At 71.8% G+C, this 12,469-nt stretch carries 10 protein-coding genes and 1 pseudogene; 5 read left to right on the forward strand and 6 right to left on the reverse strand.

The window, feature by feature from the left end; all coding sequences use genetic code 11:
- Nucleotides 1-210 precede the first annotated feature (210 nt).
- Both ACWGI2_RS11215 and ACWGI2_RS11220 read left to right on the forward strand, forming a co-directional pair.
- Nucleotides 211-702, forward strand: coding sequence for a tetratricopeptide repeat protein (locus ACWGI2_RS11215; protein WP_453395177.1), 492 nt, complete (start codon nt 211-213; stop codon nt 700-702).
- Nucleotides 703-723: 21 nt separating this feature from the next.
- Nucleotides 724-2,640, forward strand: coding sequence for a hypothetical protein (locus ACWGI2_RS11220; RefSeq protein WP_453694991.1), 1,917 nt, complete (start codon nt 724-726; stop codon nt 2,638-2,640).
- Between the two features lie 4 nt (nt 2,641-2,644).
- On the opposite strand, the gene ACWGI2_RS11225 is transcribed toward ACWGI2_RS11220, so the two are convergent.
- From ACWGI2_RS11225 to ACWGI2_RS11245, 5 genes are all read right to left on the reverse strand, one after another.
- Nucleotides 2,645-3,148 carry a GNAT family N-acetyltransferase gene (locus ACWGI2_RS11225; RefSeq protein WP_453695720.1) on the reverse strand — a complete coding sequence of 168 codons (504 nt, stop codon included), beginning with the start codon at nt 3,146-3,148 and terminating at the stop codon, nt 2,645-2,647.
- An 8-nt stretch (nt 3,149-3,156) separates the two neighbouring features.
- Complete coding sequence (locus tag ACWGI2_RS11230) at nt 3,157-3,861, reverse strand: TetR/AcrR family transcriptional regulator (RefSeq protein ID WP_453395179.1); 705 nt, start codon at nt 3,859-3,861, stop codon at nt 3,157-3,159.
- A 77-nt stretch (nt 3,862-3,938) separates the two neighbouring features.
- Nucleotides 3,939-5,009: a PDR/VanB family oxidoreductase gene (locus ACWGI2_RS11235; RefSeq protein ID WP_453694992.1), complete on the reverse strand. Its 1,071-nt coding sequence runs from the start codon at nt 5,007-5,009 to the stop codon at nt 3,939-3,941.
- 1 nt (nt 5,010) lies between these two features.
- Complete coding sequence (locus ACWGI2_RS11240) at nt 5,011-5,937, reverse strand: metal-dependent hydrolase (protein WP_453694993.1); 927 nt, start codon at nt 5,935-5,937, stop codon at nt 5,011-5,013.
- A gap of 93 nt (nt 5,938-6,030) precedes the next feature.
- Nucleotides 6,031-7,656, reverse strand: a complete 1,626-nt coding sequence (locus ACWGI2_RS11245; protein ID WP_453694994.1) for a SpoIIE family protein phosphatase — start codon at nt 7,654-7,656, stop codon at nt 6,031-6,033.
- 293 nt (nt 7,657-7,949) lie between these two features.
- Between ACWGI2_RS11245 and ACWGI2_RS11250 the strand changes: the two genes are divergently transcribed.
- The 3 genes from ACWGI2_RS11250 (at nt 7,950) to ACWGI2_RS11260 (ending at nt 11,637) form a co-directional block, all read left to right on the forward strand.
- Nucleotides 7,950-9,599 carry a glycoside hydrolase family 13 protein gene (locus ACWGI2_RS11250; protein ID WP_453695721.1) on the forward strand — a complete coding sequence of 550 codons (1,650 nt, stop codon included), beginning with the start codon at nt 7,950-7,952 and terminating at the stop codon, nt 9,597-9,599.
- 25 nt (nt 9,600-9,624) lie between these two features.
- Nucleotides 9,625-10,671 (forward strand): LacI family DNA-binding transcriptional regulator, encoded by a 1,047-nt coding sequence (locus tag ACWGI2_RS11255; RefSeq protein ID WP_453694995.1) that lies wholly within the window; start codon nt 9,625-9,627, stop codon nt 10,669-10,671.
- Nucleotides 10,672-10,746: 75 nt separating this feature from the next.
- The gene (locus ACWGI2_RS11260; RefSeq protein ID WP_453395184.1) at nt 10,747-11,637 is read left to right on the forward strand and encodes a phosphatase PAP2 family protein; all 891 of its coding nucleotides are present in this window, start codon (nt 10,747-10,749) and stop codon (nt 11,635-11,637) included.
- Between the two features lie 21 nt (nt 11,638-11,658).
- Here the strand turns inward: ACWGI2_RS11260 and ACWGI2_RS11265 are convergent.
- Nucleotides 11,659-12,458, reverse strand: a pseudogene (locus ACWGI2_RS11265) (amidohydrolase family protein); the annotation flags it as partial.
- Between the last annotated feature and the right edge of the window lie 11 nt (nt 12,459-12,469).

Here is a 12,469-nt window from a genome sequence, read left to right on the forward strand (position 1 = left end):
TCCATGCGGGGCTTGGCGGGGGCGGGTGCCGTCCGGCTGTGGGGCGGGGCGGGTCCCCTTGGCCGGGGGGCGCGGTCCTCTTTGGCCGGGGGGCGCGCTGCCGACTGCGGCTGTTCGGTGGTCGCTGCGGGGTAATCGGGTGGGTGGGTGGGAAAGGTCTGTTCGGTGGAGTCACCTCCCGGCATGGTTACCCCGTGCGAAAGTGTGGCCATGGATATTGCGTGGGAGCAGCGGTTGGCCGAGGCGTGGGCCACGGTTGAGGAGTACGACGACCGGGGCGAGGAGTTCCGGAAGGTCATCGAAGCGTTGGTCGAGGAGTTGCCGGGCGGCAGTCCTGTCGCTTCCTTCGAGCGCGCCTGCGCCTTCGATTCCACGGGGCACTCCGACCGCGCCGTACCCCTGTACCGCGAGGCGTTGGAGCGCGGCATCGACGGATACCGGCGGCGCCGCACCGTGATCCAACTCTCCAGTTCCCTGCGGAACATCGGCCACCCGGAGGAAGGCGTAGCACTGCTCGAAGCCGAACTCGACCGCCCCAGCGATGAGTTGGACGATGCCGTACGCGCCGTCCTCGCCCTCTGCCTCGCCGGCCTCGGGCGTGAGCGCGAAGGCCTAGCCCTCGTTCTCGGCGCCCTCGCGCCCCACCTCCCCCGGTACCAGCGGTCGATGGGCAACTATGCTCGAGAGCTCACAGAGAGGTGACCATCCGACGATTCGCTCGTTTTGCTGAACGTGTCGTCGAATGTGAAGTCCCCCTCCCCGCCCCATGATCTCTCCGGCGTCGTCGATGTCGAGCAGGCCGAGGCCGCCCTCGTCGAGCACTACCCACGCCTGGTGCGGCTCGCCTATCTGGTCCTTACGCCCAGCCTCGGGCGCAACCGGCGGGTCCTGACCGCCCACGCCCTGACCCAGCGCGCGCTGCCCCGCAGCCGCAGGCCGGGCGATGCGGAGGTCGTCCCGGAGCAGCGCTCGGGGGACGGGCGGGGCGGCGACCCCGGGTACGCGTACGTACGGCTGCGCGTCGTCGGCACGGCGCTCGACGCGGGGCTTCCGCTCCGGCGGAAGGCCTGGCCCAAGCGCGCACAGCTGCCGCCGCTGCTGCCGCAGGTCTGGGGGCTGAGGCTCTTCCCGCGGTCGGGAGGCGCCGACGAACTCGCCCTCGACCAGGAGCTGTCAGCGCTCTCGGGCCCCGCCCGGGCCGCCTTCGTACTGCGCGGCCTCGAACGCCTCCCCGACGGCGACGTACGCAAGGTGCTCGCCGCCGCCGGAGTCGACGAGCCCGCGGCCGCGATGGCCGAGGCCGACGGCGTGGACGCGGCGTACGACCTGCTCAGGTCCCCCGAGTTCGACCCCTGCTCACTCCAGGCGCGGCCCACCGACCTCATGCGCCGCAGGCAGCACATGAAGGCCGCGGGCGTCGCGCTCGCCGCGGCCCTGGTCTGCGGGGCGCTGCTCGGCCTGCCCGGCGACGGGTGGGGTCCCGACGGAGCCGCCGCGCCCGCGTACGCGAGGAACCCGGCGGGCCAAGCCGCCCTGGATCCTGGCCAGTTGACGAAGGTCGCGGCCAGTACGTGGAAGAAGTCCGCCCGCGCCGACTTCTCCGTGTGGCCCGCCCGGGGCGCGCTCATCGACGACCACGCCCTGCTGCGGCGGGCCCTTGCCGTCTGGGCACGGCCGGGAGAATCGGTGCAGGTCTCCGCCACGCCCGGCACGGCGGCAGGGGCGCCTCCCGGACCCGCGCAACTGCTCTTCGCCGGCGAGGTCGACGCGGCACGGGTCGTGCTGCTGTACGACGGACTGCGCATCGTGCGGTACGCCGAGCCCAAGGACGGCACCAGCGGAGCCGCGCTCGACTTCGCGCGCGTGGACGGCGCGACCAGCGCCGAGTCGGGAGCCCTGATCGTCAGCCGGGTCGACGGCAACGTCCGCTACCTGACCGCGCCCTGGGTCGGCGGAGTCGCCGTACGCGACCTGCTGAAGCCGGAGGGGAACGCCGACGCCCTGAAGCGGGACGGCGAGGGGGTCACGGAGCCCTTCGCCAGTCCGGCGCAAGCACGCTCGTGCACCTCATGGAACGCCCTGCAGCTGCGGGACGACAGCGGGGTGAACCGTCTCTCCACCGACCTCGGCGAACTCGTCCCCGCCCATCTCACCGCGGGCCGCCCGCAGGCTCCGCGCGAGGCAACGGCCGCGAACTGGTCGTCGGCCGCCTGCTCGCTCGCGGACGCGCGCTCGAACGGCGTGCGGTCCGTCAACTCCTGGCAGTACGCGCGTCAGGCACTGCCCGAGGCGAACGGCTCCGCGGCCTGGCTCTGCACCCGGGCCGACACATGGCGGGGCGACGGAGGCCGGGCCCTCGCGCAGTTCCAGGCGGCGGGCGCGGCAGCGGTCGCGGCGAAGGCGGAGGACTCCGCGGCATGCGGGGCACGGGAGCCTTCGGTGCTCGCGGGAGTGCGGTGGAAGTCCCGCGCCGGGAACTGGTACCTGCTGGGAGGCGGCAGCAAGGACGTCGTCTCGCTCAGGGCGTCCGGCGGTTCGCAGACCCCCGGCAACACCGTGGCCGCGCCCCTGAAGCAGGGCGCTCGCGCCGGGCTCACCGGGCGCCTCGCGGACGGCACGAAGGTGTCGACGCTGCGTTGAGCCGTCAGGCGGACGGGACCGGGCCCCGCAGATCCTTCTCCAGGAGCATCACGCCGTACGTGCTCCCGTCCACCGCCACCTTCCCCGGCAGCTCCCCCACCACGGCATAACCCGCCGCCTCGTAGTACTCCCGCAACCGCGGGTTGGTCGACACGCAGTCCAGGCGGCAGCGCTCCCTGCCCACCTCCGCTATCCGCCGTTCCGCGCGCGCCAGCATCGCGCGGCCCGTTCCGGCCGGGGCGCCGCGCCGGGTCATCAGGCGGTGCACGTAGCCCGCGACGGGCGGCTGTTCGCCCCAGGCGGGCTCGTCCGCCCACCACACCTCGTACGCCCCGGTGACCATCTCGCCGTCGTAGGCGAGCCAGACCTCGTCCGACGCGATCCGCCCGCGGAAGTGCTCCGCGCCCTTCTCGCCCGGCTTCCACTGGTCGATCCCCCGGGCCCGCATCCAGTGCGCGGCGCCGTCGTAGAGGGCGACGAGGGTGGGGATGTCCTCTTCGCCGGCCATGCGGTGGTTCAACTGCTCTGCTCCTGCGGGACGAGGCCGACCAGGCGGGTGACCAGCTCGGCGAACGGTCCGTCCGGCGGCTCCTCGACGAGGATGCGGCGCAGGATCGCGGCCATCTCGTCGTCGTAGGCGGCGCTCACGGCCGCGAGCGCCGCGAAGTCGTGCACCAGTTGCAGCTCCAGCTCGGCGCGCGGGATGCGGCGTCCGTCGAGCCAGATGAGTGCCGTGGACTCGGCGAGCGAGATCCAGGAGCGGACCACCAGTTCGAGCCTGGCGGACGGGTCCGTGATGCCCAGGTGCGTGAGGATCTGGACGTACGCCGCCTGCCGCACCGAATCGATCAGCGCGTTGGTGGTGGAAGAGCCGACGGCGGGGCCGCCGCGCATCAGCGCGGAGAAGCCGGGGCCGTGGCCGTCCACGAAGTCCAGGAAGCGGCCCATCACGCGCAGCAGGCGCGCGCCGAGCGGGCCTTCCCTCGGCTCCACGAAGCGCTCGGCGAGATCGTCGGCCGCGCGCTGCAACGCCGCTTCGTACAGGCTGAGTTTGCCCGGGAAGTAGTGGTAGACCAGCGGTCGCGAGATGCCCGCGGCCGCTGCTATCTCGTCGATGGACACATCGTCGGGCGAGCGGTGGCTGAACAGGTCGAGCGCGACCCCGATCAACTGCTGCCGCCGCTCCTCGACACCCATTCTGCGGCGCACCCCGGTAGTCATGCGAACACCTTACCGAGCAGATCCGGCCGTCCAAGGGGCCGGTGCGCCCCGACCGTTCACATGATGGCGGTGATGTCTCACATGTCCAGGACGATTCGGTCACCGCTCGCCCTCGACACACAGATCAGCATCGAGTCGGCGCGCTCGGCGTCCGTGAGCAGTTCGTCCCTGTGGTCGATCTCCCCTTCCAGGACCCGCTGTTGGCAGGTTCCGCAGAAGCCCTGCTCGCAGGAGTACGCGGTGTTGGGCAGCTCCGCGCGCACCGCGGTCAGGACCGTGGTGTCCGCGGCCACGGAGAGGGTCCGTCCGCTGCGGCGCAGTTCCACTTCGAAGGTGCCGTTGCCCTCCGTGGAGGTGTGGGGCGTGAAGCGCTCCAGGTGCAGCTCGGCGCCCTCGGGCAGCGTCGCCGCCACCGCCTCCATCAGACCTTCCGGGCCGCAGACGTGGACCGCGGTGGAGGGCGCGAGGTCCGCGAGGAATGCGGCGAGGTCGGGGCGGCCGCCCTCGTCCTCCGCGACGACCGTGAGCCGGCCCTCCGTCGTGCCCGCCAGTTTCTCCACGTCCTCCAGGAACGGCATCGAGGCCCGGGAGCGGCCCCCGTACAGCAGCCGCCACTCTCGGCCCGCGGCCTCGACTGCTCGCAGCATGGGGAGGATCGGCGTGATGCCGATGCCGCCCGCCACGAAGACGTACGTCTCGGCGTCGGCCAGCGGGAAGCGGTTGCGCGGGCCGCGCACCTCGACCTCCGTGCCCTCCTGGAGCTGCTCGTGCACCTCGCGGGAGCCGCCGCGGCCGCCCTGCTCCTCGCCGATGAGGCGGGTCGCGACGGTGTACGAGGAGGTGTCCTCCGGGTCCCCGCACAGCGAGTACTGGCGGACGAGGCCGGAGGGGAGGACCAGGTCCAGATGGGCGCCCGGCTTCCAGGCGGGCAAGTGGTCGCCTTCCAGGCGCAGTTGTACGACTCCTTCGGCGATCGTCTCGTGGCGGGTGACGAGGAGGCGCAGCGCGCGGGAGCGCGGCCGGCCCGAGACCGGCTCCTCCAGGGCGGGCAGCGGCCACAGCGGGGAGGCGTCGATGCGGCGGCGCATGGCCCGCTTGGCGAGCAGGGCGGCGCCCGTGACGAGCAGGACGGTGCGGATGCGGGGCATGTCAGCGGGCTCCCTTCGGCAGCGATTCCGTCGCGGTCTCGGCGGCGGTGGCCGCCGGGGACGAGGCGAGGTAGGCGACGGCCTGTGCGGTGCTGCCCTCGTGGGAGGGGTGGTAGGCGCGGCTGAGATAGCGGGGGATGGAGCGGATCATGTCCTGCGTCGTGGGCAGCGTGCCCTTCTTTCCGCCCTGGTAGAAGTCCTTGAACGACGCCTTGCCGCCGATGAGTGTCGGGTCGTTCTCCATGAAGAAGCGTGCGCCGCGCTGCCAGAGGAAGACCAGGGCGGTGAAGGCGGTGGCCCAGGTGCGCGCGCGGCGGCGGTAGCTGCCGTCGACGTGCATGAAGAGCTCGAAGGCGACGGAGCGGTGCTCGACCTCCTCCGCGCCGTGCCAGCGCAGCAGGTCCAGCATCGTCGGGTCGGCGCCCCTGCGGTCGAGCTCGTCCGCGTTCAGGACCCAGTTGCCGAGGAAGGCGGTGTAGTGCTCGATGGCCGCGATCATCGCGACGCGCTCCATCAGCCACCACTTGCGGGCCTTGCCGGGCGGCAGCGTCCTGTCGCCGAGCATCTTCTCGAAGAGCCAGTCGACCTGGGCGGTGTAGGGCGTGGGGTCAAGGCCCTGCTCCTTGAGGTGCGGCAGGACCTCGTCGTGGGCCTGCGCGTGCATGGCTTCCTGACCGATGAAGCCGATCACGTCCTCGCGGAGCCTGTCGTCACGGATGTACGGCAGGACCTGCTTGTAGACGTGGACGAACCAGCGTTCGCCCGCCGGGAGAAGCAGATGCAGCACGTTGATCGTGTGCGTGGCGAAGGGGTCGCCAGGCACCCAGTGCAGCGGGGTGTCCTCCCAGGAGAAGGAGACTTTGCGTGCCTTGAGCGGTATGTGCTCGGACGCGACGGGCTTCGGCTCCCGGCTCTGCGTATTAGACATGGCGTCAATGTACTGACGGGTAAGCGTGTGGGTACAGGCCCGTGCGGCGGTTAATTCGGCGGTCCACCGCAAGCCGTCCCGCGCCGTGCGAGGTCAGTTGGTCCTGCGCAGCGCGAGCAGCGCGATGTCGTCCTCGCGTTCGTGCCCGAAGCACGCGAGGAGCGTGTCGCACAGCTCGGCGACGCCTCGCGGCGCGCCCGCCGCCGCGATCCGCAGCTGCTCCATCGACACCGCGAGGTCCATGCCCCGCGTCTCGATGAGGCCGTCCGTGACCATCAGCAGGCGCTCGGTCCGTTCCAGGATCAGCTCGCTCGGCGGCGGCCGGTCGAGGCCGAGGCCGAGGAGCGGTCCCCGCACGTCGGTGTACGTGGCCGTGCCCTCGTCCCGCACCACGAGCGGCGGGATGTGGCCCGCGTTGGCGATCCGGATGCGTCCGGTGGCCGGATCGATCAGGCTCAGGCACATCGTGGCCGTCACGCCCGGGTGGTAGTGCTGCAGCATCCGGTCGAGGCGCCGGGCGAGCGCGCCGGGGTCGGGGTCCTCGACGCAGTACGCGCGCAGCGCGTGCCGGATCTCGACCATCACGGTGGCCGCCTCCAGCGAGTGCCCGACGACGTCACCGATACCGGTCAGGACGCCGCCGGGCACCGGAAGCGCCGCGTAGAAGTCGCCGCCGATCTCCGTCTGGCGCGACGCGGGTTCGTAGCGGACGACGACGTCCGTGCCGGGCAGTTCCGGCAACTTCGACGGCAGGAAGCTGCGTTGCAGGGTCAGCGCGACGTGGCGCTCCTCCTCGTACATCAGCAGCGGTTCCGCGGCCAGCGCGGTCGCGTGGGCGAGCCGCTCGACGAGGTGACCCGTCTCGTCGGGGAGACCCTCCCGGTACGCGGGTGTCGCGAGGCACACGAGTGTGCGCCCTTCGCGCAGGCGGGCCAGGACGAGGTCGGCCTCCTCCGGCGTCCCGTCGCACCACTGCCCGGCGCCTCCCACCGAGCGGAAGAACCCCGCGGGCCACAGCGGGGCGGGCACGACCGTGCGGCGCACGCCCGTACGCCCTGACATGACGCGCCGCATCAGCCGGGCCACCGCCTCGTGCGCCCCGGGGTCCGGCAGCGAAGCGGCGGCTCTGCGCCGGGAGAGACCCCGGTGGATCTCCCCGTCCGCGCCGAGCACGAACACCGTCGCGGGGCAGTCGGTCAGCCGCTCCGTGCCGGTGGCCGCCGCGTCCGCGAGCTCGCCGAGGCAGCGCGCGGACTGCACGGTCAGGATCGTCCCGGCGAGCAACGCGAGGCGCCCGGCCCGGAGTTGGGCGTCGCAGCGGGTGCGGGCCCCGCGCGCGGCGGCCCGTACGACCGCCTGGATCTCCTCGGGTTCGGCGGGCACCGTCAGATAGGACTCGCCGCCCGCGTCGAGGCCGCGGCACCGGTCGGCGGGCGGGCGGGCCGCTGCCGAGAAGTGGACGACGGGCAGGCTGGCGATGGGCGGCAGCTGCTTCATGCGGCGGCAGAGTTCATAGCCGCTCATGTCCGGCAGGCCGACGTCGACCAGCGCCACGTCCGGCAGGTCCCCCGCCCGCATCCGCACGTCGAGTTCGATCAGGGCCTCGCTCGCGCTCGCGGCGAGCAGCACGCGATGGCCGGCCCTGCGCAGGACGGCGCTCAGCGCGTACCTGCTGGCGGGCGCGTCGTCGACCACCAGGACCGTACTGGCTGTGCTCACTGCCTTGCCCTTGACGCTCACGCGGGACAGCCCCTCGGCGCGGAACGGGGCAGGCCGACTCGTGCCTGCCTCATCAAGTTAGCGCGCCGCCGCCCTCCTCGGGGAAAGACGGCGCCAGCACGACCCGGAACGGTGGAGGTCATCGAACTCGCCTCATGTGCGACGTGCCTGACAGTAGAATTTTCGACTTCGGCCTGTTTGGGGAAACCGGCGAGGAGGACACCCTCGTGACCTTCGCCTTCCGCGGGACGTTCAACGGAGTGCCGCCCGCCCCCGTACTCCTGAGGGACTTCATGACCCAGCACGTGACCGCCGCCCTTCCCGCAGACGCACCGGACGACGGCTCCGCGCACCACGAGTGGTGGCGCGACGCCGTCATCTACCAGGTGTATCCGCGCAGCTTCGCCGACGGAAACGGCGACGGCATGGGCGATCTGCCGGGCGTCACGGCCCGCCTCCCCCATCTGAAGCGGCTCGGCGTGGACGCCGTCTGGCTCTCCCCCTTCTACGCGTCCCCGCAGGCCGACGCCGGGTACGACGTGGCCGACTACCGCGCGGTCGACCCCATGTTCGGCACCCTGCCGGACGCCGACGACCTCGTACGGGAAGCGCACGCGCTCGGCCTTCGGGTGATCGTCGACGTGGTGCCCAACCACTGCTCGGACCAGCACGAGTGGTTCAGGCAGGCGCTGCGCGAGGGCAAGGGCTCGTCGGCGCGCGAACGCTTCCACTTCCGGCCCGGAAAGGGTGATGAGGGTCAACTGCCGCCCAACGACTGGGAGTCCGTCTTCGGCGGGCCCGCCTGGACGCGCGTCGCGGACGGCGAGTGGTACCTCCACCTCTTCGCGCCCGAGCAGCCCGACTTCAACTGGGACCACCCGGCGGTGCACGACGAGTTCCGCTCCATCCTGCGCTACTGGCTCGACCTCGGCATCGACGGTTTCCGCATCGACGTGGCCCACGGCCTGGTCAAGGCGGCGGGCCTGCCCGACATCGGCCACGAGGAGCAGGTGAAGCTGCTCGGCAAGCAGGCCGTCCCCTACTTCGACCAGGACGGGGTGCACGAGATCTACCGCGACTGGCGGCGGATCCTCGACGAGTACGCGGGCGACCGCATCGCCGTCGCCGAGGCGTGGACGCCGACGGTGGAACGCAGCGCGCGATACCTGCGTCCGGGCGAGCTGCACCAGGCCTTCAACTTCGAGTATCTGACGACCGATTGGGACGCGCCCGCGCTGCGCGCCGTCATCGACCGTTCCCTGGACGCGATGAACGCCGTGGGGGCGCCCGCCACCTGGGTGCTCTCCAACCACGACGTCGTGCGCCACTCCACCCGATTCGCCGACGGCGACCCGGCACGCGGCCTGCGCCGGGCGAAGGCCGCCACGCTGCTGATGCTGGCGCTGCCCGGCTCGGCGTACATCTACCAGGGCGAGGAGCTCGGCCTGCCCGAGGTGACCGAACTGCCGGACGAGGTGCGCCAGGACCCGGCGTTCTTCCGCAGCACGGGGCAGGACGGGACGCGGGACGGGTGCCGGGTTCCGCTGCCGTGGTCCGGGGAGCGGGCGCCGTTCGGCTTCGGCCCCGACGAGGGCGGCCCGAGCTGGCTGCCGCAGCCCGCCGGGTGGAAGGACCTCACGGTCGAGGCACAGGAGGGCGACCCCGCGTCGACCCTGGAGTTCTACCGCGGGGCGCTCGCCGTGCGCCGCGAACACCCGGCGCTCGGCGCGGGCCGCGACGTGGAGTGGCTCGACTCCCCCGAGGGCGTCCTGTCCTTCCGCCGTACGACGCCGCGAGGTTCGATGGTCTGCACGGTGAACCTCACCGCCGGTCCTGTCACGGTCTCCACCCCCGGCACCGTGCTCCTGTCGAGTGCCGGGACGACGCCGGGCGCGGACGGGACGGTCGTCCCCGCGGATTCAACGGTCTGGTGGGCAGCCTGAGATGTGACCGGTACAGTCCAATCCTGTGACCGCGCGACTGGCCGACATCGCAGCGCAGGCGGGGGTCAGCGAGGCGACGGTCAGCCGGGTGCTCAACGGCAAGCCCGGCGTCGCCGGGGCCACCCGTCAGTCAGTGCTTGCCGCACTCGACGTGCTCGGCTACGAACGCCCGGTGCGGCTGCGCCAGCGCAGCGCGGGCCTGATCGGGCTGATCACGCCGGAGCTGGAGAACCCGATCTTCCCCGCGCTCGCCCAGGTCATCGGCCAGGCCCTGACCCGGCAGGGCTATACGCCGGTCCTCGCCACCCAGACGCCGGGCGGCTCCACGGAGGACGAGCTGACGGAGATGCTCGTGGACCGCGGCGTCTCCGGCATCATCTTCGTCTCGGGCCTGCACGCGGACACCTCCGCCGACATGCAGCGCTACGACCAGCTGCGCGCGCAGGGCGTGCCGTTCGTGCTCGTCGACGGCTTCTCCCCCAAGGTGCAGGCGCCCTTCATCTCGCCGGACGACCGGGCCGCGATGCGCCTCGCGGTCACCCATCTCGTCTCCCTGGGTCATACACGGATCGGACTGGCCCTGGGCCCCAAGCGGTTCGTGCCCGTACAGCGGAAGATCGAGGGCTTCGTACGCACGGTGCAGGACCTGCTCGCACTGTCCCCGCAGGAGATCGAGTCGGAGCTGGTCCAGCACTCGCTGTACACGCTGGAGGGCGGGCAGGCCGCGGCGTCCGCACTGCTCGACCGCGGCTGCACGGCCGTGGTGTGCGCGAGCGACATGATGGCGCTGGGGGCGATACGGACGGCGCGGCAGCGCGGATTCGAGGTCCCGGACGACATCTCGGTGGTGGGATTCGACGATTCCCCGCTGATCGCGTTCACCGATCCGCCCCTGACCACGGTGCGTAAGCCCGTGCCGTCGATGGGGCAGGCGGCGGTGCGTACACTCCTCGAGGAGATCGGTGGCACTCCCGCCCCGCACAGCGAGTTCGTCTTCATGCCGGAACTGGTCGTTCGGGGTTCAACCGCTTCTGCCCCTCGGGGGCGAACTGGGGGAAGCACTCGTCCGTAGGGCGTAGAGAATGCGCCCCGAACCAGACCTTGGGATGATCGGTCGTAGGGTCGGTATCTGGCAGACTCTGTGCCTATGGGTGAGATGACTGTGACGACACTGGAAGGCCAGCAGCGGCCCACCACATCACCCATCGCGGGCGAGCGAGAAGACCGCAATGGGCGGACATTCCTGCGCCGCCTGCGCACGCCCCGCCGCCCTCGGCTCTGGTTCGAGATCCTGCTGATCGCGGTGAGTTACTGGACGTACTCCCTGATCCGCAACGCCGTACCGGAACAGAAGTCCCAGGCACTGCGCAACGCCGACTGGATCTGGCAGGCGGAGCAGCACCTCGGGATCGCCGTGGAACAGAGCGTCAACCACGCGGTGAACTCGGTGACATGGCTCATCGTCGGCATGAACTACTACTACGCGACGCTGCACTTCGTGGTGACGCTCGGTGTCCTGGTCTGGCTGTTCCGGTGGCATCCGGGACGTTATGCGGCCACGCGCATGGTTCTCTTCGCGACGACGGCGGTGGCCCTGCTCGGCTACTACCTGTATCCGCTGGCTCCCCCGCGCCTGATGAACGGCCACGACTTCATCGACACGGTCCTGGTCCACCAGACCTGGGGCTCCATGGCCTCCGGCGACCTCAAGCACATGTCGAACCAGTACGCGGCGATGCCGTCGATGCACATCGGCTGGTCCCTGTGGTGCGGCCTGACGATCTTCGCCCTGGCCTCGGTGCCGTGGGCGAAGGTGCTCGGCCTGCTCTACCCCACGGCGACCCTGATCGTGATCGTGGCCACCGCCAACCACTTCTGGCTCGACGCGGTGGGCGGCATGATCTGCCTGGCGTTCGGCTTCGCGGTGGCCCGGGCGTGGTACGGGGCGATGCCTTACGCACTGCCGCGCGAGGTGGCGCTGCGTGAGGACCGGGCTCCGCTCCTTCCGGCCAAGGTCAGGGCCAGGTTCAAGGCCTGAGCGGAGCCCCGCCCCCCGCTGTCACGGGTGACGGTGGGTGATGTGGCCGCCGGACACGGTGAGCCGGACCGGCGCCTGCGCCACCTCGTCGGCGGGCGCCTCCACGGGGTCGATTCCGAAGGCCGTGAGGTCCGCCCGGAACCCCGGGGCGATCCGCCCCGCGACGTCCGCTTCTCCGGCGGCGATCGCGGCGTGCGAGGTGCAGCCCTCCAGGGCCTGGAGCCCGGTAAGCCCTTGAGCGTGCCCCGCGGCTCCACGGGGCGCTCGCGCGGTGGCCAGGACCTCACGGGCGTCGTAGTGAGCGATGGGCCAGTCCGAGCCAAGCGCCACGACGGCCCCGGCGTCCCGCAGATCCCGGATACGCCAGGCCCGCGCGGCCCGCTCCTCTCCAAGACGCCTGGACCACGCGTCGGTGTGGTCGGCGCGCGTGTACGCGGTGTGCGGCGGCTGCATCGAGGCGACCACCCCCAGCTCCGCCGAAGCGCGGGAAGGTGTCGTCCGGGACGGTCCCGATGTGCTCGATGCGGTGCGCGAGGCGCCCGCCGGGGCCCAGCGACGCGACGGTGTCGAGCACGTGGCACACGGCGGCGTCCCCCGATGGCGTGGGTCGCCGTGCGCACTCCGGCCGCGTGCAGGTGCCGTACGGCGGCGACGTAGGCCTCCGGGTCCGGCCAGAAGGCGTCGGTGCCCTGCCCGTGACAGTCCGCGTGCTCCAGCCAGGCGGTGCCGTCCTCGACGGTGCCGTCCATGAAGAACTTGACCCCGCCGACGCGCCACTGCCTGCCCGCACGCGACTGCAGGGCGATCAGCTCGGCCAGGCCTTCCTTGTCGA

Source organism: Streptomyces sp. NPDC054866 (assembly GCF_053610745.1).